Origin of the sequence: Streptomyces sp. NPDC088197, from assembly GCF_044741185.1 — a bacterium.
Taxonomy (GTDB): Bacteria; Actinomycetota; Actinomycetes; order Streptomycetales; family Streptomycetaceae; genus Actinacidiphila.
On record NZ_JBIUSD010000010.1, the window covers coordinates 73,164 to 99,044 of the forward strand.

Below are 25,881 nucleotides of genomic sequence, written 5' to 3' on the forward strand. Positions count from 1 at the left end.
CGGGATCGCGCGGGGCGGCGGGTGCTCAACCGGCCGCGCGCGGCGGCGCTGTGGAAGCGCGGACCTTGAGCGTGCTGGGCATGACGGTCTCGCGCTGGGCCGGCGGGCGGCCGTCCAGCAGGTCGAGCAGGATCTGTGCGGCGCGCCGACCCACGTCGACGCTGTGCAGGTTGACGCTGGTCAGCGTCGGGTCGACGAGGTCGGCGGCCTCGGTGTCGTCGAAGCCCGCCACGGACACGTCGGCGGGCAGGGCGTGTCCGTGCTCGCGCAGCCAGCGCAGCGCGCCCAGGGCCATGCCGTCGTTGAAGGCGAAGATCGCGGTGGGCGGTTCCGGGTGGGCCATGAGCCGTTCGGCCGCCGCGTAGCCGGAAGCGGCGGTGAAGTCGCCGTGCTCCATGAGGTCGTCGGGGACAGTGCGGTGCGCGTCGGCCAGGGCGCGGTGCAGCCCGCGCAGCCGGGCGGCCATCGCGAGCCGGTTCTCCCGGGGGCCGTTGACCACGCCGATCCGGCGGTGGCCGAGGGCCAGCAGGTGCTGGGCGACGGCGTAGGCGCCGCCCTCGTCGTCGGGGTGGACGCAGGTGAGGTCTTCGGCGGTGTAGCCGATGACCACGGTGGGATATCCGGCGGACCGCAGGGCGGGCAGCGACTCCCCGCCGGTTCCGGCCTCGACCAGCAGGCCGTCGACCTGGCGGCGCTGGACGAACCGGCGGTAGGCGGAGGCGGGTTCGTCGGCCACCTCGCGGGTGGACAGCAGCAACCCGTAGCCGCGCGAGGTCAGTTCCTGGTCCGCGCCCTGCACCAGGCGGATCAAGTGGTCGTTGGAGAAGGCGAATCCGGGGTTGTGCGGCAGGACGACGCCGATCACCTCGGTACGGCCGCTGGCCAGGGCGCGGGCACCGGCGCTCGGCCGGTAGTCGAGCGTCCGCATGGCGACCAGCACCCGGTCGCGTACGGCGTCGGTGACCGTACGGTCGCCGTTGATCACCCGGGAGACCGTCTGGTGGGAGACACCCGCCTCGGCCGCGACGGTACGCAGAGTCGGCCGGTCCGACACGGGGCATCCTCGATTCTTCAGTGACCGTTCACATGACGCGTCACTCATCGTAGAACCGATCGCCGCCGAGCGGAAGAGGTACGCGCCATTGACGCCGGGTGCGGCGAGTCCTAGCTTTACCTCCCGTCAAGTGAACGGTCACTCGTGTACCGCCAGACCGGCTCGAAGGTGTCGGCCCCACGACGGAGGACCCCGAACATGAGCGAGCAGGAACCCGCAGACAATCCCCCCGCACCCCGTCACACCCCGCGCGGTACCGGCGCGGTCTCCCGCCGGCGGATGCTGGCCTACGGCAGGAACGCCGCGATCGTCGCCGGAGCCGCCGTGGCGCTTCCGGCCGCTGTCACCTCCGCGGCGCGGGCCGCCGCCCCGCCGCCCGCCGCGCCCACCGGCGCGTCAGGACCGCTCGCCGCGCCCCCGGTGGCCACCGCGATCCCGACCAACACCCTGCCCAACGTGGTCACTTCCTGGACCGGGAACACCTTCTCCGGGGCCACCGAGTGGGTGCAGGACTTCGTCTTCAACATCGCCGTCGCCAAGGACGGCACCGTCTACACCGTCAGCTTCTGGGACGAGGGCGGGAACTACGCCGGCATCTACAAGGACGGCCATCTCATCGGGAACTGCCACGGCGCGAACGGCGACGCGGTGGCGGTCAACGACTCGTACGTCTATCTCAGCGTCGGCAACGGCCTGACGCGCTTCGGCCTGAACGGCGCCGCCACCTCGCTGACCTACGCCGTGGGCAGTTCGCCCGCCGCCGCCGCGGCCTCGGCGACGCAGGTGGTCGCCACCGACCGGGCGGCCAACCTCGTCAAGGTCTTCGACGCCGCCAGCGGTGCGCTGCTGCGCAGTTGGAGCGTCAACAAGCCCGGCGCGGTGGCGATCGGCGCCAACGGCGAGATCTGGGTGGTCGCGAATGTCACGCGCGACGCCAACGACGGCCACTTCTGGCACGCCGACCCCGCGCATCCGGCGCAGATCCTGCACTTCTCCAACACCGGCGCGGCGCTGGCCGGAACGATCAGCGGCCCCTCCGCCGACTGGCTGCCCACCTCGCTCGCCGTGGACGTCCACGGCGACCTCCTCGTCGGCGACAACGGCCCGCTGCGCCAAGTCCACACGTACACCGGCCTGTCCGGTACGCCCACCCGGGCCCGCAGCCTCGGCCAGGCGGGCGGCATCGGCGCGGGGACACCGGGCCGGGTCACCGCGGACAAGTTCTTCGGCATCGTCGGCGTCGGCGGCGACGCCGCGGGCAACGTCTATGTCGCGATGTACGAATTCGGCACCTGGCTGCGGAAGTTCACCGCGGCCGGGGCCGTGGTGTGGCAGCTCCAGGGCAGCGCCTTCGTGGACTCCGCCGACTTCGACCCGGCCTCCGACGGCGTCGAGGTCTACACCAAGCAGAATCACTACACCGTCAACTACGCGCGGCAGCCCGGCACCGACGCGACCTGGCGCGGCTACACCCTCGACTCGGTCAACTACCCGCAGGACGCGCGGCTGTTCCTGCCCGGCCATCACCACCACGCCACCTCGCCCTTCCTGAAGCGGCTCAACGGGCAGATGTACATGTACGTGACGGGCATGTACTGCGGTCACCTGCTCATCTACCGCTTCCAGGGCGAGATCGCGAAGCCGTCGGGGGCGATCTTCAAGGCGCACTGGTCGGGCGCCGATCCGGGCGACGACCCCAACTGGCCGCCGAACCAGCCCGCCTCGGGTCAGTGGATCTGGCGCGACCTGAGCGGCAACGGCGCCTTCGAGGCCGGGGAGTTCTTCCAGCCGGGCGACGGCAGCAACTCCCCCGGCAACTGCTGGGTCTGGTACGTCGACGACCGGGGCGACATCTGGGAGGGCGGCGACCGCGACCTGCGCCGCTACCCGTTGCAGGGCTTCGACGCGCAGGGCAACCCGGTCTACACGTACGCGAGCCGGGAGACGATCGCGCTGCCCGCGCCGTTCAGCGTCGTCCGCCGTCTGCACTACGACGTGGCCACCGACGTGATGTACATGGTCGGCTACACCCCTGACCAGGTCTTCGACAACGCCCACTGGAAGGAGTGCGGCAAGGTCCTGGTGCGCTACGACAAGTGGAGCACCGGCAACCGCACCCCGACCTGGACGCTGCTGCTGCCCTGGGACACCGCCGCCAACCCGATCGTGACGATGGTGAGTCTGGCCTTCGCGGGCGACTACATCTTCATCTCCGGTATCGCGACGCGCGGGCAGATCTGGGTGTGGAAGGCCGCCGACGCCAGCCCGGTCGGGACCTGGCAGCCCGGCGCCAACGTCGGCGGCGTGGAACGTACGGGGTGGGTCGACGTGCCGTACGGCATCACCGCGACCCGCAGGTCCAACGGCGACTATCTGGTCCAGGTCGAGGACGACCTGTTCAACAAGGTGCTGCTGTACCGCTGGACGCCGTAGGGACGCGCGGGTGCGCGGACGGGCGGCCGGAGGGGTGCCGCCCGTCCGCGCCGATGCGCGCCGGTACCAGCCGCTGCACGTCGTCGCGTGTCGGTCCGTGGGGATGACGTCAACACATCGAGCAGACAGGGAGTTTCCGTGACGGACGGACAACGGGTGCGGGTGGTCGCATCCGACGGCGTCGAGCTGGACGCCGTCGTGCACCGCCCCGCGTCCGGAGCCCCCGGTACAGAGTCCGGAACAGGGGCCGGAACAGGGGCCGGGAGCAGGCCAGGGACCAGGTCCGGAACAGGCCCCGAGGGCACGGTGCTCCTGGTCCACGGAATCTCCGCGGATCTGGACGAGGGCGGGGCGTTCGTGCGGCTCGCCCAGCGGCTGGCCGAACAGGGCCTGACCGCGCTGCGGTTCAGCTTCCGCGGGCACGGGGAGAGCGGCGGCGCTCCGCGAGGTGTGACGATCGCCGGGGAGATGCTGGACCTGGCGGCCGTCGCGGCCTACGCCGAGCGGGAGTTGCCCGGTCCGCTGGCGGTGGTGGCGGCGAGCTTCGGCGCCGTGTCCACCGGCCTGTCGATGCCCTGGCTGGGCGACCGGCTGGCCCGGCTGGTGCTGTGGAATCCCGTCCTCGACCTGCGCCGGACCTTCCTCGAACCCGAACTCCCCTGGGGACTGGCGAACTTCGGACCGGGTCCGCTGAAGGGCCTCGCCGAGCACGGGGAGCTGCTGATCGGCGGCCGGTTCGCCCTGGGCCGGGCGCTGTTCGCGGAGCTGGCCGCCCACCGGCCGATCGACGCCTACACCGCGGGCGGCCCGCCCGCCCTCGTCCTGCACGGGGACCGCGACGACTGCGTCTCCTTCGACATCGCCCGTGACGTCGCGGCGACGGTCCCGCACTGGGAATTCCGCCCGCTGCCCGGCGCCGGCCACGGTTTCCACTCCCCCGAGCACGAGCCCGAGGCGATCGCGGTGACCGCGCGGTGGCTCGCGCGCGGCATGACGGCCCAGGGGGGCACCGTATGACCCGGCCGGCCGGAGACCTTCCGTACCGTACGGCGCTGATCGGCGCGGGCAGCATCGCCGACGACGCCCATGTCCCCGCGATCCGAGCGCTGTCCGGGCAGCTCGACCTGGTGGCGGTCGCGGACTCCGACCCGGCGCGGGCTGCGGATTTCGCGGCGCGGCACGGCATCGCGCGCGGTTACGACGACCCGCTGGAACTGCTGGCCGTCGAACGGCCCGACCTGGTGGTGATCTGCTCCCCGTCGTTCACCCACGCCGATCTGACGGTGGCCGCGCTGGAGGCGGGTGCCTGGGTCTACTGCGAGAAGCCGCTGTGCGGTTCGCTGGCCGACCACGACCGGATTCTGGCCGCGGAGCGCGCGACGGGCCGCTGCTGCGCGCCGGTCTTCCAGTGGCGGGCGGGGTCGGGCGCCGCGCACGTACGCGGTCTGCTGCGCGACGGTGTGCTCGGGCCGCCGCTGCTGGCGCTGTGCCAGACCACCTGGTACCGGGGCGCGGATTACTACGCGGCCCCGTGGCGCGGTCGGCGCGCCACCGAACTGGGCGGTGCCACCGTCACGCAGGGCATCCACGCCATGGACCTGATGCTGTGGCTGATGCCCGACTGGGCGGAGGTGAGCGCGCGGATCGCGACGGTCGACCGGGACATCGAGACGGAGGACGTGTCCCTCGCCCATGTCGCCTTCGCCTCCGGCGCGCAGGCGTCGATCGTGAACAGCGTCGTGTCGGCGCGCCAGGAGTCGTATCTGCGGATCGACTGCGCGCGGGCCAGTACGGAGCTGCGCCACCTGTACGCGTACGGCAACGAGCACTGGACGTTCACCCCCGCGCCCGACCGGCCGCCGTCCACGCCCGGCTGGGACACCATCGGCGCCGAGGTGCCCGCGCACCAGGCGCCGCAGCTCGCGGACCTGGTCGCGCGGATGCGGCGGGGCGAGCCGCCCGAGCACACGGCGGCCGACGCGCGCCGCACCACCGAATTCGTCACCGCCCTCTACAAGTCGGCCGCGACCGGCCGCCCGGTCCCGCGGGGCTCGATCGGCGCGGACGACCCCTTCCACCGGTCCTGGTGGGGCGCCCCGCCCTCTTCCTGACGGCGCCCGCGCTCCCCCGGCCCGAGCGCCGCGCCCTCAGCGTCGGGCGGTGCGCGGGCTCCGGCGGCGCAGGTACTCGAGGAGCAGGACGTTGGCGAGGGCCGCGGCGATCAGGAGGACGACGTTGAGCGTCGCGCTGCCCGCGCTGAGCCAGGCGGCGTCGTCGCCGTCGGCGTTCGTGGTGGACGCCCACAGCCCGCCGACCCCCTTGAGCAGCGCGTAGCCGCCGTAGACGAGGACCAGTGCCGCGATCCCGAAGGGCAGGGTCACGGCCACGGCCAGCAGGTACGGAAGGCTCGTCCCGGTGACGGCGCCGAGCACCGCCAGGACGGCCACGACCGCCATGTACAGGCCCTGGACGGTCCGCCATCCCCATGTCGCGCCGCGCATCGCCGTACTCCCCCCGCTGACGAACCACCACCGCACATGACTGTAGGCCCGGCGTGCGCGCGGGGAGCCGGGAGGGTCTCGCCATACGGGCCGGAGGGGCCATACGGGCCGTACGCGTCGCATACGCCACACGCGCCGTACGCACACCGCGTCGAGCCGGGACAGGCGGCGGCGCGCCCGGCCGGGAGAGACGGCGAAGGCTCCGCGCGTCCCTCCCTGCCGTCGCGACCGCGTCACGCGGCCGTCGGCCGGAGCCTCACAGCTCGGCGCGCACCGTACGGGCCGCCGCCACCAGATTCTCCAGCGACGCCTTCGTCTCGGGCCAGCCGCGGGTCTTCAGGCCGCAGTCGGGGTTGACCCACAGCCGCTCGGCGGGGATGGCGAGCAGGCCCTCGCGCAGCAGCGAGGCCGCCTCCGCCGCGTCGGGCACCCGCGGCGAGTGGATGTCGTACACGCCGGGTCCCGCCTCGCGCGGGTAGCCGTGCGCGGCCAGTTCGGTGGCGACCTGCATGTGGGAGCGGGCGGCCTCCAGGCTGATGACGTCGGCGTCGAGGTCGTCGATGGCCTGGACGATGTCGCCGAACTCGGCGTAGCACATGTGGGTGTGGATCTGGGTGCCGGGAGCGACGGCGCCGGTGGTGAGCCGGAACGCCTCGGTGGCCCAGTCCAGGTACGCGGGCCGGTCGGCGGCGCGCAGCGGCAGGGTCTCGCGCAGCGCGGGCTCGTCGACCTGGATCACGCAGGTGCCCGCGGCCTCGAGGTCGGTGACCTCGTCGCGCAGGGCGAGCGCGACCTGCCGCGCGGTGTCGCCGAGCGGCTGGTCGTCGCGGACGAAGGACCAGGCCAGCATGGTGACGGGACCGGTGAGCATGCCCTTGACCGGGCGGTCGGTGAGCGACTGGGCGTACGTCGTCCAGCGCACCGTCATCGGCTCCGGCCGGGAGATGTCCCCGGCCAGGACCGGCGGGCGCACGTACCGGGTGCCGTAGGACTGCACCCAGCCGTGCCGGGTGGCGAGGTAGCCGGTGAGCTGCTCGGCGAAGTACTGCACCATGTCGTTGCGTTCGGGTTCGCCGTGCACGAGCACGTCGAGGCCGGTCTTCTCCTGGAAGGAGACGACCTCGCCGATCTCGGCCCTGATCCGCTCCTCGTACCCCGCGGTGTCGATCCGGCCGGCCCGCAGGTCGGCGCGGGCGGCGCGCAGGTCGGCGGTCTGCGGGAACGAGCCGATGGTGGTGGTCGGCAGCAGCGGCAGGCCGAGCCGGGCGCGCTGGGCGGCGGCGCGCTCGGTGTACGGCTGGGAGCGGCGCCCGTCGGCGTCGGTGACGGCCGCGCTCCTGGCGCGTACGGCCGGGTCGCGGGTGATCGGGGAGGCGGCGCGGGAGGCCAGGGCGGCGCGGTTGGCGGCGATCTCGGCGGCGATGGTGTCGGTGCCCTCGGCCAGGCCCTTGGCGAGCGTCACGATCTCGGTGGTCTTCTGCGCGGCGAAGGCGAGCCAGCCCAGAATCCGGGGGTCGATGTCGCGTTCGGGCGCGGTGTCGAGCGGGACGTGCAGCAGCGAGCAGGACGCGGCCACGTCGACGCGGTCGGCGAAGCCGAGGAGGGTGGCGAGGGTGGCCAGCGACTTCTCGTAGTCGTTGATCCAGATGTTGCGGCCGTTGACGACGCCCGCGACGAGCCGCTTGCCCGGCAGTCCGCCGACGGCGGCGAGGCCGTCCAGATTCGCGGCGGCGGCGTCGGTGAAGTCCAGCGCCAGGCCCTCGACCGGGGCCTTCGCCAGGACGGGCAGCGCCTCGCCGAGCCGGTCGAAGTACGAGGCGACCAGCAGTTTCGGCCGGTCGGTGAGGCCGCCGAGGTCGCGGTAGGCGCGGGCGACGGCGTTCAGTTCGGCCGGGGAGCGGTCCTGGACGAGCGCGGGCTCGTCGAGCTGCGCCCAGGTGGCGCCCGCGGCGCGCAGGTCGGCGAGGACTTCGGCGTAGACGGGCAGCAGCCGGTCGAGCAGCGTCAGCGGCTCGAAGTCGGCGGCGACGCCGGGGGCGGGCTTGGCGAGCAGCAGATACGTGACCGGGCCGACCAGGACGGGCCGGGCGGTGTGGCCGAGCGCGGCGGCTTCCTTGAACTCGGCGACCTGCTTGGCGGAGTCGGCGGTGAAGACGGTGTCGGGGCCCAGTTCGGGGACCAGGTAGTGGTAGTTCGTGTCGAACCACTTGGTCATCTCCAGCGGCGCCACCTCCTGCGTGCCGCGGGCCATCGCGAAGTAGCCGTCGAGCGCGTCCGCGGTGACGGCCGACCGGTGCCTCGGGGGGACGGCGCCGACCATGACACTGGTGTCCAGCATGTGGTCGTAGTACGAGAAGTCGCCGGTCGGCACCTCGTGGACGCCCGCCTCGGCCAGCTTCCGCCAGTTCGAGCGGCGGAGGTCCGCCGCGGTCTGCCGGAGGGCGTCGGCGGTGACGCGGCCCTTCCAGTAGCCCTCGACGGCCTTCTTCAGTTCACGGTTCTCACCCTGGCGGGGGTAGCCGTACACGGTGGCCCGTGCTGCCGCGGCTGCGGACTTCGCTGTCACGGAAATCTCCTTCGCGAGATGACTCCTGGCCTCCCGGCGACGGGACGCGAGCGCGAAAGGGAGGTGACGGACCCGACGGACCCACAGTGCCCCGCAATGGCACCGGTCCGTCCGATATGCACGCCGACCCGCCCACGAGGTCACCGGGATATCCGTACGCGAACGGTCGCGTACGGGCGACGGGCAGGTCTTCGGACTCGCGGGCACGTCCGCCTGAGGCGGACACCTACTGACCGTCGCTTCCCAGGTCCGGTACGTCGGACCCAGTGCGTATGACGGCGGTCGTTCCCACTCACCGCTGCGGGGCAGTCCCGGATTCGCACCGGGTTCCCTCTTACGACGCGACCGCCTGGCTGACGGACGCGAACCTGTCGCACCGGCCAGGCTAGAGCGCGGACCACGCTCCGGTCACGTCGGACCACATTCCGGACGGCGGCCCCGGCCCTGAACCGGTCCTGGCCCTGCCATGACGCGGCCCTGGCCCGGTCCTGACCCAGCCCTGACCCGGTCCTGGCCCGGTGCGCGCTCTAGCCGGAGGTGGCGCCCGCGCCCGCCGCGACCGCGCCCGTCGCCACCAGCGCGATGATGACCACGCCGAGCAGCACCCGGTAGATCACGAACGGCGTGAAGCTGCGGTGGGAGATGTACTTCAGGAACCAGGCGATGGCCGCGTAGCCGACCGCGAAGGCGATGACCGTCGCCAGCATCGTCGGGCCCCAGGCGGGCGCCGGGCCGCTGCCGAGCTTGAACAGCTCCAGGCCGCCGGAGGCCAGCACGGCGGGGATGGCCAGCAGGAACGAGTAGCGCGCGGCGGCCTCGCGGCTGTAGCCGAGGAACAGTCCGGCGCTGATGGTGCCGCCGGAGCGGGAGACGCCGGGGATCAGGGCGAGCGACTGCGCCAGGCCGTACCAGAGGGAGTGCCGGAAGGTCAGCTCGGTGATCGGCTTGGGGCGGCGCACGGCGCGGGTGCGGTCGGCGACCGCCAGGACGAGTCCGAACAGGATCAGGACGGTGCCGGTGATCCGCAGGTCGCGCAGGCCGTTCTCGATGGTGTGCTGGAATGCCGCGCCCAGGACGGCGATCGGGACCGTACCGACGATCACGAACCAGCCCATCCGCGCGTCGTGGTCCTTGCGGCGCTCGGGGTGGAACAGCGACGCGGTCCACGCCTTGACGATGGTGGCGATGTCGCGCCGGAAGTAGATCAGCACGGCGGTCTCCGTGCCCAGTTGGGTGACCGCGGTGAAGGCCGCTCCGGGGTCGTCCCATCCGGCGAGGACGGAGACCACGCGTATGTGCGCGCTCGACGACACCGGCAGGAATTCGGTCAGACCCTGCACAAGGCCCAGGACAGCGGCGGTGAACCAGGACACGGCGGGGTGCTCCGGGGAGAGTTCGAGGGGAGGGTGGGTGAAGCGGGCGACGGCGTGCGGAGTCCGGGCCGGGGCCGCCCGAAGGGAATGCGGGCGGCCCCGGCCCGGCCGAGGACGTCAGCGGCCGACGCGGCGGCCGGCGTCAGAGGTGGTGACGCCGGCACCCACGTCAGATGTTGACGCCGAAGTCGGTGGCGATGCCCGCCAGGCCCGAGGCGTACCCCTGGCCGATGGCGCGGAACTTCCACTCCGCGCCGTTGCGGTACAGCTCTCCGAAGACCATAGCCGTCTCGGTGGAGGCGTCCTCGGTCAGGTCGTACCTGGCCAGCTCCCGCCCGTCGGCCTGGTTCACGATCCGGATGAACGCGTTGCGCACCTGGCCGAAGCTCTGGCCGCGCTTCTCGGCGTCGTAGATCGACACAGGGAAGACGACCTTGTCGACCTGCGGGGGCACGGTGGCGAGGCTGACCTTGATCTGCTCGTCGTCGCCGTCGCCGCCACCGGTCAGATTGTCGCCGCTGTGCACCACGGAGCCGTCAGGGCTGCCGAGGTTATTGAAGAACACGAAGTGCTGGTCGCTGAGGACCTTCCCGCCCACGTCGCACAGCAGCGCGGACGCGTCCAGGTCGTAGTCCGCGCCCGTGGTGGTCCGTACGTCCCACCCCAGGCCGACGGTGACCGCGGTGAGTCCGGGAGCTTCCTTGCTCAAAGAGACATTGCCGCCCTTGGACAGAGTCACGCCCACGAAATTACCTCCGGTTGCTTGGGGGTTGTCGGTAGTCGGTTGTCGATCGCCGGTATGTCGTCGTCCGCGCGCGTCTGCCAGGTCAACGGCGTGCGCGCCACGACAGTTCCACGGTTGCGTAACAGCTTAAGCGTTACGGGTGTGTGCGCGGGTCAGTCGTCCGAGTCGGGCTTGGAACGGGCGGCGGCGTACGCCTGGGTCGGCGTCATCGGGACCCGGTTGATCTGGACGGTCCGGTAGCGGCTGACCTTGGCGCAGGTGTCGGAGTCGTCGGCGGTCTGGGCGTGGGAGTTGCCCAGCGCCACCTTGGTGTCGGCGGGCGGCGCGGAGGACTTGCCGCCGGGGAAGGTGGTGCCGCTCGGCCAGTCCGCCCCGATCACGAGGGTGAGCCCGGCGACGGCGCCCTCCTTGAGGTGGGACGTCGCGATGCCGAGCGCACGGGCGACGGTCCCCGCCTCGGACCGCTGGCCGGGGCCGTAGGTCAGGGTCGTGGTGGCGGCGGGCGCCGGGGCGTTGCCGCCCGCGGTGGCCGGGTTGAAGCCCTTGCCGGTCAGGGTGTCGACGATCTCGGACGCGCGGCCCCCGATGCCGGTGCCGTTGCGCACCCGTACGGTGATCGCCGAGGCGGGGACGGACGTCGCGGTCGGGCTCGCCGACGCGGTCGCCGAGGCCGCGGCGGACGTGCCGCCCGAGGCGGTGGTCAGCGACTGGTCGTTGGCGATGGTGGCGAACAGCGTCTTCGCGCCGGGTCCGACCACCACCCGGTTGGGGTCGGTCGGGTCGGGCCCGGTCTGCATGGTGGTGAAGGTGATCCGCTTGGACGGGACCTTGTCGAGGTCGGAGGCCAGGCCGACCAGCTTGCTGATGCTGCCGAGGCCGGTGTCGACGGTCAGCGCCTTGGTCGCCGCGTTGGCGAGCTTGTAGACGGCCGCCGGGTTGGTGAGGGTGCCCGCGCTCTTGAACTTGCGGATCAGCGAGCTGAGGTAGATGTGCTGCGCGTACGTACGGCCGAGGTCGCTGCCGTCGCCGAAGCCGTGCCGCGAGCGGAGGAATTCCAGCGCCCCGACGCCCTTGAGGGTGTGGGTGCCCCGGGAGAGCTTCAGATGCGAGTAGGTGTCGTACACGTCGGCGTCCACACAGACCGACACCCCGCCCACGGCGTCGGACATGCTGACGACGCCGGAGAAGTCGACCTGGATGAAGTGGTCGATCGGAATTCCGGTCAACTTGTGGACGGTGGCCACCTGGCACGCCTGGCCGTACGTCAAGGCGCTGTTGATCATGCCGTGGTAGCCGGGGGTGGACGCGCCGGTCTTGGGATTCTCGCAGGCGGGCACGTCGGTGAGGGTGTCGCGCGGGATGCTCATCACGGTGGCGTTGGAGCGGTCGGCGGAGATGTGCACGACCATCTCGACATCGGCGTTGCCCCCGGTCTGGACGCCGGTCTTGGCGCAGCCGCCGCCCAGTTTGCAGTCGGCCTCGGTGGTCCGGCCGTCGCTGCCCATCACCAGGATGTTGATCGGCGTGCGCCCGAAGGCGTCGGCCTTCTCCTGGCCCGCGCTGTCCTTGCCCGCGCCGTCGGTCAGGGACACGCTGGTGATGTTGCCGTTGAGGTGCTGGTAGAGCCAGTAGCCCCCGCCCGCGGTGACCAGCAGGAGCACGGCCAGGGATATGCCGCCGATCTTCAGGAACCGCCGGCCCCGGCCGGCCTGCCTGGCGCGCCTGCCCCCGCGGCCCGACGGCCGGGACCGCCCGCTCTCGGCGCGAGCGGCCGCCCGCGCCGCGGCCCGGCCGCTCCAGGGCTCGGTCATCTCCCGTGCTCCCTCTCCCGGGCGGCCCCCGTGGGGTGGTGCGGCCGGATTCGGCGGGTGAAGCGGCGCTTCACCCAAGGCTTCATGGTTGCGCAACGCGGCAAGGGTAAATCATGGCTCTGTGGGGTATCCGTGAGCGTCGCACCCGCGGCCGGCTTCCCCACCGGACACAGTTCCTGGTTTACGCAACCTTTAAAGTGTCTGCTATGCCAGAAACGCTACGACGAACCGGAAGGACACCTGTGGCCTGGGAGTGGGCGCATCTCGACGGAGGCCCGGCGGACGGCATGCGGGTACGGGTGACAGGCCCGCCCCGCGTGCTCCAAGTCACATCCGGATGCCAGGCGGAGGACGAGGCCGACGGCGACGGGCGGGGGCTGCGCGTCGAGGCGCTGTACGTCTACCGCCTCAAGCACGGTCAGCCACTGCGCTACGGCTGGGACCACGCCAGCCCCTGATGCCGTACGGGCCCGCGCCCCGGATCACGCGGGCCCGCGGCGCGCCGCGGGAGGGAGGTCAGTCAGTCCCGCGGCGCGCGTTCGGGTTCGCGCACAGGGCGCGCGCCGACGGTCTCGCCGGGCGCGGACTTGACCGTACGGACCGCGGGGTCCGCGCTCGTCCCGGCCGTCGCCGTGCCGGGACCGGGGTCGTCCTTCAACGCCTTGGTCTCGCTCTTGAGGATGCGGAGCGACTTGCCCAGCGCCCGCGCGGAGTCCGGCAGCCGCTTGGAGCCGAACAGCACGATGACCACGAGCGCCACCACCAGCAGGTGCCAGGGCTCCAGTCCGTTTCTGAGCATCAACGTCTCCGCTTCCACATGCGTCGGTCCGCCGTTGCCGGACGGCGATGTGCCGCCCGGACCCCAACAGTTGCTACATTGCGCAATTATGAGAGTAGCGGTACCGAGGCGCAATGCCCGCACGGGCCCCGTCCGGACCGTCCCCGCCCGTGCGCGCACCCTTCTCGGAGGTGACCGAAGGTGATCTTCGACATCGGCCCGCTCAAGCTGCTGACGCTGCTCGTCCTGGCCACGCTGGTCTTCGGCGACAAACTGCCCGACATGATCACGCGGGCGAGAGACCTCATCCGCGCGGTGCGCTCCTTCGCCGACGACGCCAAGGAGGAGGTGCGGCGCGAACTCGGCCCGGAGTTCAAGGACTTCGAATTCGAGGACCTGAACCCGCGGACGTTCATCGCCAAGAATCTGCTCGGCGACGACGACGCGCTCGGCCTGCGCGAGATCCGCGAGAGCCTGCGACTGGACGGCGAGGCCGAGGAGTTGCGCGAGGCGGCGCGGACGCTCAGCGACGGCGTGGACCTCACGAAGCCGTCCGCCGCGCCGGTCGCCGCGCGGGCGGCCGACGGGTCCGAGCCGGTCGCGTACCAGCCCGTCGCGTACGACACCGAGGCCACGTAGGACGGGCGCCGGGACCGGGCGCCTTGGCGGGTCAGGCCGTTGTCACCGCTCGCTGTCGTTCGGACTGCTGAAGCCGGGGCTGCTGTAGCCGAGCCGGGGCCGCTGTCGCACCAGACTCACGCCGTCGCCCGAGCTGAAGCCCGGGCTGCTGTAGCCCAGGCGCGGCCGTTGGCGTACCAGGTCGACGCCGACCGGCGGCGGGCCGACCGCGCGGGGAGCGGCGGCCCCCGCCTCGCGCGCCAACCGGTCGAGCAGATACGGCAGTACGCCCCGCACCAGCAGCGCCTGCCGCCATGCCTCGTGGGCCTCGGCCACGTCCCGGCTCTCGCGCGTGACCGCGCCGTCGCGCCGGGCGGTCAGCGCCAGTCCGGCCAGACCGATCAGCAGGCTGACGCCGAAGACCGCCGCGCACAGGAAGCCGATGTCGATCAGCGGGGCGCTGATTCCCGCGCCGCTCGCGACGGCCCTGATCCCGTACCCCAGCACCAGGAAGATCGCCGCCGCGATACCGCTCAGCATCGGGACCAGGACGGCCAGGGTGGCGAGGACGCCGGGGCCGCCGACCGCGCGCACGACCGGGCGGACCCGGCCGCGGGAGTGCGCGCGCAGGCCGGTGTACCGCTCGTACTCGGGCGCCGCGGTGGCACCGATGGCGTCGGCGTCGGCCAGGGCGGCCGTCCGCAACTGCTCGGTGTTGGGCGCGCCCGGCAGGGCGCGGAGCGCGAGCCGGACGCGCTCGCCGCGCAGCGCCTGATCGAGAACCTGGGCGAAGTCAGCCCGGTAGATGTCGTCCGGCCGCTTGCCGCTGTCCATCATCCCCGCCCCGGCGTGTGTCGACGCGCGGCACGTCACCTTGTCTGCCCGCGCGTACGCATCAGGATAATCTTCCCAGTTGCATGATTGCATAATTACGCAACTGACTGAGAGTATCATGCCAGCGGCGCGGACCGCGGGCGCCGCATGCGTACTCTGGTGCTCGGAAAAGCCGCTGCGGTCAGGGAGGTTCACGTGACGAGGTCTGCCGCGGAGTTCGGCGACCCCAGCCCGGAGTTGTTCCAGAACGCCGCCGCTTCCTTCGGCTTGCTGGCGTCGACCATGCGACTCCAGATCGTCTGGATCCTGTCCGAGGGCGACTGCGACGTCACGGGGCTGGCCGAGCGGGTCGGCGCGACCCTGCCCGCGGTCAGCCAGCACCTGGCCAAGCTCAAGCTCGCCGGGCTCGTGCACTCACGGCGCGAGGGCCGACGGCAGGTCTATCTGGTGGACGATCCCGATGTCGTCACGGTGGTGCGGGTGATGGTCAGTCAGCTCGACCGCCGCTCCGCCCCCTCGCGTGACGTCCGCGGGCTGGGGGCCTGACAGGCCACGCCCCGGCCCCCTGCCGCGCGGAGGTCACGTACGGCTGGGCGCCGGATCGGCATCCGCGTCCACGTCGATCTCCACCGGCTCCCCCGACTCGACCGGCTCCACCGCCTTGACCAACTCGACCGCGGGAGCGGCGGGCGCGGGTTCCGGGCGGCGGATGGCCTCGGTGAGTTGGCGGGCGATGGGCTCGGTCCAGCGGGCGGTGAGCGGGCCGAGGACGACCAGGATCAGCACATACGCGGTGGCCAGCGGCCCGATCCGGGGCTCGACACCGACCGCGAGTCCCGCGATGACGATGGAGAACTCGCCGCGCGCGACCAGCGTGCCGCCCGCCCGCCACCGTCCGGCGGGCCGGATTCCGGCCCTGCGCGCCGCGTACCAGCCGGTGGCGACCTTGGTGAGGGTCGTGACGACGGCCAGGATCAGCGCGGGGACCAGGACCGGCGGGATGTCGGCGGGGATGGTGCTCAGGCCGAAGAAGACGAAGAAGACCGCCGCGAACAGGTCCCGCAGCGGGGTCAGGAGATTGCGGGCGCCTTCGGCGACCTCACCGGAGAGCGCGATGCCGACCAGGAACGCGCCGACGGCGGCGGAGACCTGGAGTTGCTGGGCGACACCGGCCACCAGCAGGGTCAGGCCGAGCACGACCAGCAGCAGCATCTCGGGATTGTCGGAGGAGACGGCGCGGCTGATCAGCCGCCCGTGGCGCAGCGCCACGTACAGAACGATCCCGACCGTACCGAGCGAGATCAGCAGTGTGAGGGTGCCGCCCGCGAGACTCACGCCCGCCAGCAGGGCGCTGAGAATCGGCAGATAGACCGCCATCGAGAGGTCTTCGAGGACGAGGACGCCGAGGATGAGCGGGGTCTCGCGGTTGCCGAGGCGGCCGAGGTCGCCGAGGACCTTGGCGATCACACCCGAGGAGGAGATCCAGGTCACGCCCGCGAGCGCGACGGCGGCGACCGGACCCCAGCCGAGGAGGATCGCGGCGGCGGCGCCCGGCAATGCGTTGAGGACGAAGTCGACCGCGCCGGACGGATATTGGGTCTTGAGGTTGGTGACGAGTTCCGAGGCGCTGTATTCCAGACCCAGGAGGAGAAGCAGCAATACGACACCGATCTCGGCGCCGGTCGCGACGAATTCCTCGCTGGCCTGGAGCGGGATCAGTCCGCCTTTGCCGAAGGCGAGTCCCGCGAGCAGGTAGAGCGGGATCGGCGAGAAGCCGACGCGTCCCGCGAGGCGGCCGAGGATGCCCAGGGCGAGGATGATCGCTCCGAGTTCGATGAGCATGTCGGTCGTGTTGTGCACAGGTTTCTATCCTCCTGTGATCAGTTCGGCGACGGCGCCGACGCCTTCGCGGGTGCCGACGACCACGAGGGTGTCGCCGACGGCGAAGCGGAAGTCGGGGGTGGGCGAGGGCACGGCGGAGGTGCGGCGGAGCACGGCGACGATCGAGGCGCCGGTACGGGTGCGTACCTGCGTGTCGCCGAGCGTGCGGCCCGCGTACGGCGAGCGTTTGCTCACGGTGATGTGTTCGGTGACCAGGTCGATCTCAAGGTGTTGTTGCAGGTGGCCGACGGGGTCGGGGGTCAGCAGGTCGGCCAGCGCGGTCGCCTCGTGGGGCGCGAGCGCGGTCGCGTCCTTGCAGGCGTCGTCGTCCTCGGGGTCATGGAACGCCAGGAACCGCCTGCCGTCCTGGTGCACGACCACCGACAGGTGGCGGCCGGACTCGGTCGTCATGTCATAGCGGGCCCCGACTCCCGGCAGCGGGGTCTTTCGGGCGCGGGCGGTTGGTTCCATGAACGTGCTCCATCGGGACGCGGGTGCGTGAGTGCCGGTCGCGGACGCCAGCATGCGCGTCACCCGGCAGAGTTCTGTGCCGGGTGACGACGCGCGTTATGCGGTGGCGTGCCGCAGCGCTCCTGCCACAGCGCCCGGCGTGGGAGCCGGACGCTGTCAGCAGTAAGGCGCGGAAAGGGGGTCCGTATCAGGTACGGCGTCCCGAGGCGCGTTCTCGACACGCGCGACCCGGGGAAAATACGGCGATGCCGTGGGGAGGACTTCCGACATGGTCGCGGATGCGCCTACGACGAGGACATCCCGTTCCATGACGTATCCTCCTCGGCTCACCTCTGCGACATATGTAAAGCGCTGGTCAAGACTCTAGCGCATAATAAATGCCGCAAATCCCACATGAGTGGATATAATACCCCAGGCGGATCTCTCATGGCCGGGAATTCACCTGGGCGTCACAGGGCGGGTCGGACCGCCGCGACGCGCCCCGACCTGCCGGTACGCCGGGTCCGGCCGGCCCCGCGAACAATTCGGGTGCGCCCTTCGCCGCCCGGGGGCTAGGGTCCCCGGGGCCCTTGACTGAGCGGTTCCGAGGAGACGAAGGGGTGGTCGGCCGTTCCGGCGCGCGCTGACGACGGAGGCGTTCCCGCGAAGGCCGCCGAGCCGCCCGCGGCTCCGGAGACGCCCGGGTCGCAGGGGCCGCCGGGACCGCCGGGGCTGTGGCGGGACCGGGATTTCCGCCGGTTGTGGGTGGGGCAGACGGTCTCGCAGCTCGGGGAGCACGGGAGCGCGGTGGTCCTGCCGCTGATCGCGGTGCTGCTGCTGGGCGCCGACGGCGGTGAGGTCGGGGTGCTGCGGGCGGTGGGGCAGGCGCCGATACCGCTGCTGTCGCTGTTCGTCGGGGCGTGGGTGGACGGATGGCGGACCCGTACGGTCATGGTGGCGGCGGACTGCGGGCGGGCGCTGGCGCTGGGGGCGGTGGCCGTGGCGTGCCTGCTCGGCGGGCTCGGTCTGCCGGTGCTGCTGGTGGCCGCGTTCGGCGTCGGGGCGCTGTCGGTCTTCTTCGACGTGGCGTATCAGGCGTCTGTCGTACGGCTGTTGGACCGCGACCAACTGGTCAGCGCCAACAGCGCGCTCGAAGGCAGCAGGTCGGCGGCGCAGATCGGCGGCCCGGCGCTCGGCGGTGTGCTGGTGTCGCTGCTGTCGGCGCCGGTCGCGCTCGCGTCCAGCGCGCTGTTCTTCGCGCTGTCGTTCGTGTCGATCCGGCGGATTCGGCGCGGCGAGGCGGTGCCTCGGCGCTCGGGACGTACGCCCGCTGTCCGGCGGCGGATTCGCGAGGGGGTCGGATTCGTCGTCGGTGAACCGTCGTTGCGGGCGGTGTGCCTCGCCTCCGCCGCCTTCCAGTGCGCCTTCGCGGCGACGATGACCGTCTATCTGCTGTTCCTGCCCAGGGAGTTGGGCCTGTCGGGCGCTGTCGTCGGGCTGGTGCTCGCGGCGACGGGGCCCGGCGCGCTGGTGGGTTCGCTGCTGGCGGCCCGGCTGCCGGGCCGGTTCGGCCACGGCCCGGTGCTCGCGTGCGCGGCCGTGCTCGGCGACAGCGTGATGATCGGCGTACCCGCGCTGCACGGCGGCGGCGCGCTGACCGTTCCGGCGCTCGTGGCGGTCAACCTGACGTTCGGCGCGTGCGGTCAGCTGGTCAGTGTGACGCTGATGGCGGTGCGGCAGACCGTCACTCCGGACGAGATGCAGGGCCGCGCGGCGGCGACGATCGGCTTCGTCGGCATGGGGACGGCCCCGCTCGGCTCGCTGCTCGGCGGTCTCCTCGCGGCGCAGTGCGGTCTGCGCACCGGCTTCCTGGTGGCGGCGGCGGGCATGCTGCTCTCGCCGCTGGTGATCTCCCTGTCCCCGCTCGCCCGGCTGGGCCGTACGCTCCCCGTCCGCGGAGCGGCGGACGCGTCGGCCCGGACGTGAGCGCGACGGAGGTGGCGCGGGCACCGGGCCCGCGCCACCTCGGTCACACGTGCGTTGCGCGCTCTGTCAGTTGAGGGTGAACTTCTGCGCGGCGCTGCCGTTGCAGTCGTAGATCTGGAGCCGGGTGCCGTTGGCGCCTGCGCTGTTGGGGTCGTCGAGGCAGCGGCCCGACTGCGGGTTGAGCAGCGAGCCGTCGGCCTGCTGCTGCCAGACCTGGCCGCCGACGCCGTTGCAGTCCCACAGCTCGACCTGTGTGTTGTTCGCCGTGCCGTTGCCGTTGATGTCCAGGCAACGGCCGATCGTGCTCAGCGAGCCGTTGGCGTTGTGGTACCAGTGCTGGTCGGCGGCCCAGGACTGGCAGTCCCAGAGCTGCACGGCGGTGCCGTTGACGCCCGTGTCGTCGGCGGCGACGTCCACGCACTTCCCGGCGGGCGCGGGCACCGGGGCGCCGCCCTTGACGGCGAATTTCTGCGCCGCGCTGCCGTTGCAGTCGTAGATCTGGAGCCGGGTGCCGTTCCCGGTGGCGCCGCTCGGCGTGTCGAGGCAGCGGCCCGACTGCGGGTTGAACAGCGAGCCGTCGGAGCGCTGGATCCACTTCTGGCCGCCGACGCCGTTGCAGTCCCACAGCTCGACCTGCGTGTTGTTCGCCGTGCCGTTGCCGTTGATGTCCAGGCAACGGCCGATCGTGCTCAGCGAGTTGTCGGCGTTGTGCGTCCAGTGCTGGTCCTCGGCGTACGTCTGGCAGTCCCAGAGCTGGACGGCCGCGCCGTTGACCCCGGTGTCGTCGGCGGCGACGTCCACGCACTTGCCGCCGGGGCCGGTGATCGTGCCCTGCGGGCCGTTGGGCACATTGGTCTGGCCCGAGTAGCCGACGGAGACGATGTTCGCCTGGACGGCGTTCTCGGCGGCGTCGGTCGGATAACCGGCGACCATCACGCCCTCGAAGAAGGTGCCCATGTTGCGGTTGCTGTTGTCACCGCCGGTGCCCAGGATGATGCCGCCTTCCTGGTGCATCGGTTTGTAGCCGCCCCGTGTCGGCAGCGACCCGTTCCACCAGGTCGACAGGCCCCCCGATTGGGAGTCGCCGCCCTTGATGGCGTACGTCGTCTGCCCGTTGTTCTTCAGCACCGCCGTGACGTAGGCGCTCTTGTTGCCCGCGTTGGCCGTGTTGGAGCCGTTGTCGCCCTGGAACATGCCGTTCTCCATGTCGGCCTCGACCCAGGGGCCCGAGCCGTTGCACGGCGCGAAGTAGCAGGTGGTGGCGATGCTCACGGCGTCCATGTGGCCGTTGCCGGTGTCGGACGGCGTGCTCTCGGCGTTGCCGTAGTCGAAGCAGCAGTCGGAGCCGACGTGGGTGCCGCTGGCGACCATGTAGACGCCCTCGGGCTGGCCGTTGACGGGGACGCCGGACGCCGCGCCGGTGTAGCGGTAGCCGACGCCCGGCGAGATCCAGATGCCGTACACCTTGTGGCCGCCCGCGCGCACCGCGATCTCGCTCGCGTCCGCCCCTCGGTCCACGCCGCCTGCCGTGCCCGCGGGGCCCGGCAGCAGGTCGTTGTGGCGCGAGGTCTGGTCGTAGACCTTGGAGATGCGGCAGGTGGTGTTGGCACAGAAGATGTCCTGCTGCTCGGCGTTGGCGTAACCGCCCGTGGCCAGCAGCCCGATGTCGGCCCTGCCGCCGTCCGAGGCGCGCGTGACCTGGTACAGCGGGCCGTTGTACGCGGAGAACAGGGCGCGGGTGGTGCTGTGCGCGGCGACGCAGGGGGTGCCCGCCGCGCCGTAGAGGTCACAGGGCAGCGAACCGGCGGCCTGCGCGGTGCCCGGCAGGCTGATGAAGGCGCTGAAGACCAGGCCGAGGGTGGCCACGACCGAGGTCAGCAGGGCTTTCCAGCGGGCGGTGTATCTCCTTTTGCGCATGCGGTGCTCCTTGGGGTGGGGGGTGGAGCGGAGACGAGCGGTGCCTGCGGGGACGGGCGGCCCGAGCCGGGCGTGGGGGCCCGGATCGAACGCCTGGGGGACGTGACGGGTGCGGGAGGGACGTGAAGAACACGCGGGGTCGACCGGCTCGGAAAGTACGCCCCCTGTTCGACCCCGTCAATATTTGTTGCTTTCTTTGGCTTCGGCCGGGCACGACCTGTCCGAATCTGTGGCCCGACGAGGAGTGCATTACCTCTGTGACACAAGTCAACTGACGTGGTGTAACACGCCGCTGCGAGAGTTCCCGCGCCATGAGCGAAAGGGGACATGACAGATGACACCGTTCAATCGCCGTGACTTCCTGCGCGCCGTCGGGGCCACCGGCGGCGCGGGAGCGATGCTGGCCACGATGGGTGCGCTGGGTCTGGCGCCCAGCGCGGAGGCGGCCACGCGCGGGGCGCCGTACCGCGCGCCGCGGCCGGGCGACTTCCACCTCACCGGCCGCGCCGCCGCCAAGGTCGTCGTGCTCGGCGGCGGCATCGCCGGACTGACGACCGCCTACGAACTGGGCAAGGCGGGCTACGACTGTACGGTCCTGGAGGCCCGCGACCGGCCCGGCGGCCGCAACTTCACCGTACGCGGCGGCGACACCACCACCGACCTGTACGGCAACCGGCAGACCGCCCGCTTCTCCGACGGCCAGTACATGAACGCCGGTCCCGCGCGGATCGCCCAGTGGATGATCACCCTCGACTACTGCCGTGAACTCGGCGTGCCCATCGAGGTGTTCACCAACGTCAACGCCGACACCTACCTCTACAACGAGTCGGCCGGAATGACCGAGCCCATGCGTTACCGCAGCGCCAAGGCCGACGTGCTGGGCTACGTCAGCGAGTTGCTGGCCAAGGCCACCGACCAGGGCGCGCTGGACAAGGACCTGACCGCCGCCGACCAGGAGAAGCTGGTCGAATTCCTCAAGGACTACGGCGCGCTCGGCAACACCCTCGACTACAGCGGCGGTTCGCGGCGCGGCTACTCGGCCTGGCCGGGCGCCGCGGGCACACCGGGCGTGGTGGCGGGCGACGTGCCGACCGCCTCCGAGATCTTCGCGACCGGCGTCGGCCGCTACTTCGCCTTCGAGTTCGAGTTCGACCAGGCGATGCTGATGTTCCAGCCGGTCGGCGGCATGGACCGGATACCCCACGCGCTGGCCGCCGCGGTCGGCACGCGCAGGGTGCGGACGGGTTGCGCGGTCACGAAGGTCACCGACACCGCGCACGGCGTCACCGTCACGTACACCCAGGGGGGCAGGACGCGCACGGTCGACGCGGACTTCTGCGTCGCCGCCATGCCGCCGAACATCCTCGCCAAGGTGCCGCACAATCTGGGCGCGGGCGTGCAGTCGGCACTTGAGGCCATCACCCCGTCCTCGGCGGGCAAGATCGGCCTGGAGTACGCCTCGCGCTGGTGGGAGACCGACCACCGGATCTACGGCGGGATCACCGAGACCGACCTCGACGTCACCCACATCTGGCACCCGTCCTACGGCTTCCACGGCAGGCGCGGTCTGCTGATCGGCTACTACAACACCGGTTCCAAGGCCGACTCCTACGCGGCGCTGAGCCCCAAGGCCCGCGAGGCGCGGGCGGTCGCCGCGGGCGTGAAGATCTACGGCGAGAAGTACCGTACGGAGCTGGCCACGTCCTTCTCGCACCACTGGCGGCAGTTCCCGTACCAGGAGGCCGCCTGGCACAGCACGCCCGGCGGACCGGACGCCGCCCGCTACCAGCCGCTCAACGAGCCGACCGGGCATGTGTACTTCGCCGGTGACTGGCTCAGCTACATGGACGCCTGGCAGCACGGCGCCTTCACCTCCGCGCGCAAGGCGGTGACGGCGCTGCACCGGCGGGTCCTGGCCTGACGCACCGGGTCGGCGGCGAGCCGGCGGGGGCGGTACGGGAGGGTACGGGGGCCGGGGCCGGTCTCAGCCCGAGGGCCTGGGCTCAGCCCGCGGGGGCGGTCTCAGCCCGCGGGGCCGGTCTCAGGCCGCGGGGCGGTGGATGTCGCCGCTCAGCCCGGTCAGCGGCAACCCCGTACCGCCCCAACGGCACGTGACGATCCCGGCGGCCACGGGCACCGCCGTCTCCTCCGGGGTGCGGGCCCCGAGGTCGACGGCCTCACCCGCGTCGAGCGGCCCGCGGATGACGGCCGCGGCGTACGGCGTGCCGCCGGCTCCGGTGATTCCGACGCCCCGTGCCACCCGTGGTGTGATGTGGTGATCCATGACAGACCCTTCCATGAGTCGCGAGGAGGGCCCGCGAAGTGCCGGGAGAACCCGCGGGCGTGGGCGGGCGACCGTGAGCGGAGAGGCGGTGGGTGACGCGATGGCGGTCAAGGGGGAAGGCCGGGACGCCCCGCGTGCGTCCGGACCGCCGCTGACGGCCGGTGAGCGGGAGATCCTGCGGGTGCTGCGCCGGTCGGAGGACCTGGACAGCGTGGCGGCCCGCATCCTGGTCTCGGTCGGCAGCGCGATCATCGAGGGCCGGCTGAAGCCGGGCGACGACCTCAACTCCGTGGAACTCGCCCGGCAGTTCAGCAGCAGCCGGACCCCGGTGCGCGAGGCGTTGCTGACCCTGGAGCGCGAGGGCCTGGTCGAGATCGCGGCCCGCAAGCGCCCCCGCGTGCGCCGCCTGGGCCTCACCGAGGTCCGGGAGATCTACGAGCTGCGGTCCGAGCTGTACGGGCTGGTGAGCCGCCGGATCATCGCCCACCGCTCGGCCGGTGAGATCGAGGTCTTCGACGGCGTTCAGGCCCGTCTCGAGGAGGCCGCGGCGGCCGGGGACCTGGAGCGGTACTTCTGGCTGATCGTGGACTTCCGCAACACCGAGGCGCGGCTGGCCGGGAACGAGACCGTGCGCGCCGTCCTCGACTCGGTCGGCATCAGGACCCTGCATCTGCGTCACCTCAGCCTCTCCCTGCCCGGCCGCCTCGACACGTCGGTGGAGGACCACCGCAGGCTGGTCCGCGCGTACGCCGACGGCGAGGCGGAACTGGCCGTCGCGCTCACACGGTCCATCGTTCTGCGCGGTCTGGCGGCGGTGGAGCGCTCGGGGTGGACGGGCTCCCCGGACTGACCCGCCGGTCGACATCAGCGGGCCTGCGCGTCGTGGGCGCTCCTGGACCGCGCGGCCCCGCCCGGGGGCGTCCGCCGCGGTGCGGGCCCGGTCGAGGGCGACCGCTTCGGGGCGGCGGCCGCCGCGATCTCGTCGGCGATCCTGTCCAGGACCGGGCTGTCACCTGGCACCGCCCAGGATGTCCGGCCAGCGGCGTATCACGTGGTCGACCAGTTCCCTGCTGGCCTCCGCGACCCGCGGGAAGTCCTTGAGCCGGGTCCAGGGGCGGCAGGCGTCGATCACGGCGCGGGTGTTGAACGGCGGCAGGCCGGATGCGCGCAGCGGGTCGACCCTGCTCCCCCACGTCTGCCGCATCGTCTCGATGTCGTCGGCGGGGTCGGTGCGGGTGCAGACCGCCCACATCACGTCGTTGAGGCTGCGCGGGTCGACATCGGCGTCCACGACGACCACGAATTTGTTCATGTACGCGGCCTGCGGGAGCTGCGAGGTGAGGTAGCCCGCCTGCCGGGCGTGACCCGCGTAGTTCTGGTGGATCGACACGGCGAGCAACTGCCGTCCGCCGCCGACCTCGTGGGCCCAGACGCCCTCGACGCCGGGCAGTCCCGACCGCACCAGCGCGTCCTGGATCATCGCGGACTTCATCACGCTGCGCATGTAGGAGTAGTCGTGCGGCGGCTTGCCGGGAGGGGCGCCGAGCAGGATCGGGTCGTGGCGGTGGTAGATCCGCTCGACGTCCATGGTGAGCACGGCCTCGGTGCCGCCGCTGTAGTAACCGGTCCACTCGCCGAACGGCCCTTCCTGCTCCCGGCGTTCGGGATACAGCCAGCCCTCGACGGCTATTTCGGCGGTCGCGGGGATCGGCAGCCCGGTGACCTCGCCGCGGATCACCTCGACGGGGCGGCCCAACACGGCCCCGGCGTACTCCAGTTCCGACAGTCCCGTGGGCACCTCGGTGCCCGCGACGACCAGCAGCAGCGGGTCGTGGCCGAGCGAGGCGGTGACCGGCGCCCGGCCCTCGCGGGCGAACCACTCGCGGACGTGCGCGGCGCCGTGCTTGCCCGCCTCCATGTTGATGCTCGCCGCCCGCCCGCCGTTCTGCACCTGCATGCGGTACGCGCCCGCGTTGAGGACGCCGGTGGCCGGGTCGGTGGTGAAGACGGCGCAGCCGGTGCCGATGTACCGGCCGCCGTCGTTCTCGTGCCATTTCGGCACGGGGAAGGCGAGCAGGTCGGCGTCGGCCGCGGTGATCACGTTCTCGGTGACGGGGCCCCGGTCGACGGCCTCGACGGGGTACTTCCCGGCGTTCTCCACCCACTCGTTGGGGCGGGTGCGCAGCGCCTCGACCAGACCGCGGTCGTCCAGGTCGGTGCCGAGCCGCAGGGTCATGCCGAGCCTGCGGGCGTTGGCCATGCTGGCGGTGAGCACTCGCTGGCCGGGCCGGTAGCCCTCGATGTCGTCGAAGAGCAGCGCGGGCGGCGAGGGGCGTTTGTAGTTGACCTCGGACGCGGCGCCGATCTCCTTGTCCCAGTGCGCGCCGGAGAGGGTGCGGACCTCACCGAGTTCCCCGGCCAGTTCGAGCCAGGTCCGCAGGTCATTGACGTCGTCGAGGGACCTCACGCCACTCGCCTCCCGTTCTCTCATGTGTGTCGCGACGCGATGAAGGTCGAAGAAGCCGCAAGAGTAGTCCGCGAGTTGTACGTCGCCGGTGTCGCTGCGCCCGCGGATGCCCGGGTCCCTCCTCGTCGAGGTGAGCGAGCACCGCGTTTCCCCTGAAGTGTCGACACTCGACCACGGGACCCG

Annotated in this window: 22 protein-coding genes and 1 riboswitch; of the genes, 9 read left to right on the forward strand and 13 right to left on the reverse strand. The window is 71.9% G+C overall.

Annotated features, from left to right (window positions below; genetic code table 11):
- Positions 1-25: 25 nt before the first annotated feature.
- A complete protein-coding gene (locus ACIOC1_RS23625; protein ID WP_401856264.1) occupies positions 26-1,054 on the reverse strand; it encodes a LacI family DNA-binding transcriptional regulator in 1,029 nt (342 codons plus the stop codon).
- 198 nt (positions 1,055-1,252) lie between these two features.
- Here ACIOC1_RS23625 and ACIOC1_RS23630 point away from each other — a divergent pair, with 198 nt between their 5' ends.
- The 3 genes from ACIOC1_RS23630 (at position 1,253) to ACIOC1_RS23640 (ending at position 5,598) form a co-directional block, all read left to right on the forward strand.
- The gene (locus tag ACIOC1_RS23630) at positions 1,253-3,487 is read left to right on the forward strand and encodes a hypothetical protein (protein ID WP_401856265.1); all 2,235 of its coding nucleotides are present in this window, start codon (positions 1,253-1,255) and stop codon (positions 3,485-3,487) included.
- 138 nt (positions 3,488-3,625) lie between these two features.
- Positions 3,626-4,504, forward strand: a complete 879-nt coding sequence (locus ACIOC1_RS23635; RefSeq protein ID WP_401856266.1) for an alpha/beta hydrolase — start codon at positions 3,626-3,628, stop codon at positions 4,502-4,504.
- The gene (locus ACIOC1_RS23640) at positions 4,501-5,598 is read left to right on the forward strand and encodes a Gfo/Idh/MocA family protein (protein WP_401856267.1); all 1,098 of its coding nucleotides are present in this window, start codon (positions 4,501-4,503) and stop codon (positions 5,596-5,598) included. Before ACIOC1_RS23635 ends, ACIOC1_RS23640 begins: the two co-directional genes overlap by 4 nt.
- A 36-nt stretch (positions 5,599-5,634) precedes the next feature.
- Here ACIOC1_RS23640 and ACIOC1_RS23645 read toward each other — a convergent pair whose 3' ends face one another.
- The 5 genes from ACIOC1_RS23645 to ACIOC1_RS23665 form a co-directional block, all read right to left on the reverse strand.
- On the reverse strand, positions 5,635-5,988 hold the full coding sequence (locus ACIOC1_RS23645; protein WP_391161121.1) for a hypothetical protein: 354 nt from the start codon (positions 5,986-5,988) through the stop codon (positions 5,635-5,637).
- A gap of 256 nt (positions 5,989-6,244) precedes the next feature.
- A complete protein-coding gene (gene metE / locus ACIOC1_RS23650) occupies positions 6,245-8,554 on the reverse strand; it encodes a 5-methyltetrahydropteroyltriglutamate--homocysteine S-methyltransferase (RefSeq protein ID WP_401856268.1) in 2,310 nt (769 codons plus the stop codon).
- A 164-nt stretch (positions 8,555-8,718) separates the two neighbouring features.
- Positions 8,719-8,922, reverse strand: a riboswitch (cobalamin riboswitch).
- Between the two features lie 159 nt (positions 8,923-9,081).
- Positions 9,082-9,927 carry an undecaprenyl-diphosphate phosphatase gene (locus tag ACIOC1_RS23655; protein WP_355333158.1) on the reverse strand — a complete coding sequence of 282 codons (846 nt, stop codon included), beginning with the start codon at positions 9,925-9,927 and terminating at the stop codon, positions 9,082-9,084.
- Positions 9,928-10,096: 169 nt separating this feature from the next.
- Positions 10,097-10,672, reverse strand: coding sequence for a TerD family protein (locus ACIOC1_RS23660; protein WP_188283548.1), 576 nt, complete (start codon positions 10,670-10,672; stop codon positions 10,097-10,099).
- A 152-nt stretch (positions 10,673-10,824) separates the two neighbouring features.
- Positions 10,825-12,483: an LCP family protein gene (locus ACIOC1_RS23665; protein ID WP_401856269.1), complete on the reverse strand. Its 1,659-nt coding sequence runs from the start codon at positions 12,481-12,483 to the stop codon at positions 10,825-10,827.
- A gap of 206 nt (positions 12,484-12,689) precedes the next feature.
- Between ACIOC1_RS23665 and ACIOC1_RS23670 the strand changes: the two genes are divergently transcribed.
- A complete protein-coding gene (locus ACIOC1_RS23670) occupies positions 12,690-12,941 on the forward strand; it encodes a hypothetical protein (RefSeq protein WP_391048328.1) in 252 nt (83 codons plus the stop codon).
- A 62-nt stretch (positions 12,942-13,003) separates the two neighbouring features.
- Here the strand turns inward: ACIOC1_RS23670 and tatA are convergent, their stop codons facing one another.
- Entirely contained in the window at positions 13,004-13,282 is a 279-nt protein-coding gene (tatA, locus tag ACIOC1_RS23675) for a Sec-independent protein translocase subunit TatA (protein ID WP_391048331.1), read from the reverse strand.
- Positions 13,283-13,462: 180 nt separating this feature from the next.
- Here tatA and ACIOC1_RS23680 point away from each other — a divergent pair, with 180 nt between their 5' ends.
- Positions 13,463-13,900, forward strand: a complete 438-nt coding sequence (locus tag ACIOC1_RS23680) for a Sec-independent protein translocase TatB (RefSeq protein ID WP_401856270.1) — start codon at positions 13,463-13,465, stop codon at positions 13,898-13,900.
- Between the two features lie 42 nt (positions 13,901-13,942).
- Here ACIOC1_RS23680 and ACIOC1_RS23685 read toward each other — a convergent pair whose 3' ends face one another.
- Positions 13,943-14,713: a hypothetical protein gene (locus ACIOC1_RS23685; RefSeq protein ID WP_401856271.1), complete on the reverse strand. Its 771-nt coding sequence runs from the start codon at positions 14,711-14,713 to the stop codon at positions 13,943-13,945.
- A 147-nt stretch (positions 14,714-14,860) separates the two neighbouring features.
- On the opposite strand from ACIOC1_RS23685, the gene ACIOC1_RS23690 reads away from it, so the two are divergent.
- A complete protein-coding gene (locus ACIOC1_RS23690) occupies positions 14,861-15,259 on the forward strand; it encodes a metalloregulator ArsR/SmtB family transcription factor (RefSeq protein ID WP_188283553.1) in 399 nt (132 codons plus the stop codon).
- A gap of 33 nt (positions 15,260-15,292) precedes the next feature.
- On the opposite strand, the gene ACIOC1_RS23695 is transcribed toward ACIOC1_RS23690, so the two are convergent.
- Entirely contained in the window at positions 15,293-16,573 is a 1,281-nt protein-coding gene (locus tag ACIOC1_RS23695; RefSeq protein ID WP_401856272.1) for a cation:proton antiporter, read from the reverse strand.
- Positions 16,574-16,579: 6 nt separating this feature from the next.
- Entirely contained in the window at positions 16,580-17,065 is a 486-nt protein-coding gene (locus ACIOC1_RS23700; protein ID WP_391129492.1) for a TrkA C-terminal domain-containing protein, read from the reverse strand.
- Positions 17,066-17,776: 711 nt separating this feature from the next.
- On the opposite strand from ACIOC1_RS23700, the gene ACIOC1_RS23705 reads away from it, so the two are divergent.
- Entirely contained in the window at positions 17,777-19,030 is a 1,254-nt protein-coding gene (locus ACIOC1_RS23705) for an MFS transporter (protein ID WP_401856356.1), read from the forward strand.
- Positions 19,031-19,096: 66 nt separating this feature from the next.
- Here ACIOC1_RS23705 and ACIOC1_RS23710 read toward each other — a convergent pair whose 3' ends face one another.
- Entirely contained in the window at positions 19,097-20,947 is a 1,851-nt protein-coding gene (locus ACIOC1_RS23710; protein ID WP_401856273.1) for an arabinofuranosidase catalytic domain-containing protein, read from the reverse strand.
- Between the two features lie 397 nt (positions 20,948-21,344).
- Here ACIOC1_RS23710 and ACIOC1_RS23715 point away from each other — a divergent pair, with 397 nt between their 5' ends.
- A complete protein-coding gene (locus ACIOC1_RS23715) occupies positions 21,345-22,868 on the forward strand; it encodes a flavin monoamine oxidase family protein (RefSeq protein WP_401721592.1) in 1,524 nt (507 codons plus the stop codon).
- A 120-nt stretch (positions 22,869-22,988) separates the two neighbouring features.
- Here ACIOC1_RS23715 and ACIOC1_RS23720 read toward each other — a convergent pair whose 3' ends face one another.
- Positions 22,989-23,231 carry a hypothetical protein gene (locus ACIOC1_RS23720; RefSeq protein WP_401856274.1) on the reverse strand — a complete coding sequence of 81 codons (243 nt, stop codon included), beginning with the start codon at positions 23,229-23,231 and terminating at the stop codon, positions 22,989-22,991.
- An 88-nt stretch (positions 23,232-23,319) separates the two neighbouring features.
- Here ACIOC1_RS23720 and ACIOC1_RS23725 point away from each other — a divergent pair, with 88 nt between their 5' ends.
- Positions 23,320-24,081 carry a GntR family transcriptional regulator gene (locus ACIOC1_RS23725; protein ID WP_401856275.1) on the forward strand — a complete coding sequence of 254 codons (762 nt, stop codon included), beginning with the start codon at positions 23,320-23,322 and terminating at the stop codon, positions 24,079-24,081.
- 159 nt (positions 24,082-24,240) lie between these two features.
- Here the strand turns inward: ACIOC1_RS23725 and ACIOC1_RS23730 are convergent, their stop codons facing one another.
- Positions 24,241-25,698: a UbiD family decarboxylase gene (locus tag ACIOC1_RS23730; RefSeq protein WP_401856276.1), complete on the reverse strand. Its 1,458-nt coding sequence runs from the start codon at positions 25,696-25,698 to the stop codon at positions 24,241-24,243.
- Positions 25,699-25,881: the final 183 nt, after the last annotated feature.

Bases quoted from the DNA above. Each gene is read 5' to 3' on its own strand.
- ACIOC1_RS23710 (WP_401856273.1), bottom strand. From the start codon at position 20,947: ATGCGCAAAAGGAGATACACCGCCCGCTGGAAAGCCCTGCTGACCTCG.
- ACIOC1_RS23685 (WP_401856271.1), bottom strand. From the start codon at position 14,713: ATGGACAGCGGCAAGCGGCCGGACGACATCTACCGGGCTGACTTCGCC.
- ACIOC1_RS23630 (WP_401856265.1), top strand. From the start codon at position 1,253: ATGAGCGAGCAGGAACCCGCAGACAATCCCCCCGCACCCCGTCACACC.
- ACIOC1_RS23665 (WP_401856269.1), bottom strand. From the start codon at position 12,483: ATGACCGAGCCCTGGAGCGGCCGGGCCGCGGCGCGGGCGGCCGCTCGC.
- tatA (WP_391048331.1), bottom strand. From the start codon at position 13,282: ATGCTCAGAAACGGACTGGAGCCCTGGCACCTGCTGGTGGTGGCGCTC.
- ACIOC1_RS23700 (WP_391129492.1), bottom strand. From the start codon at position 17,065: ATGGAACCAACCGCCCGCGCCCGAAAGACCCCGCTGCCGGGAGTCGGG.
- ACIOC1_RS23690 (WP_188283553.1), top strand. From the start codon at position 14,861: ATGCGTACTCTGGTGCTCGGAAAAGCCGCTGCGGTCAGGGAGGTTCAC.
- ACIOC1_RS23645 (WP_391161121.1), bottom strand. From the start codon at position 5,988: ATGCGCGGCGCGACATGGGGATGGCGGACCGTCCAGGGCCTGTACATG.
- ACIOC1_RS23715 (WP_401721592.1), top strand. From the start codon at position 21,345: ATGCTGGCCACGATGGGTGCGCTGGGTCTGGCGCCCAGCGCGGAGGCG.
- ACIOC1_RS23720 (WP_401856274.1), bottom strand. From the start codon at position 23,231: ATGGATCACCACATCACACCACGGGTGGCACGGGGCGTCGGAATCACC.
- ACIOC1_RS23640 (WP_401856267.1), top strand. From the start codon at position 4,501: ATGACCCGGCCGGCCGGAGACCTTCCGTACCGTACGGCGCTGATCGGC.
- ACIOC1_RS23670 (WP_391048328.1), top strand. From the start codon at position 12,690: ATGCCAGAAACGCTACGACGAACCGGAAGGACACCTGTGGCCTGGGAG.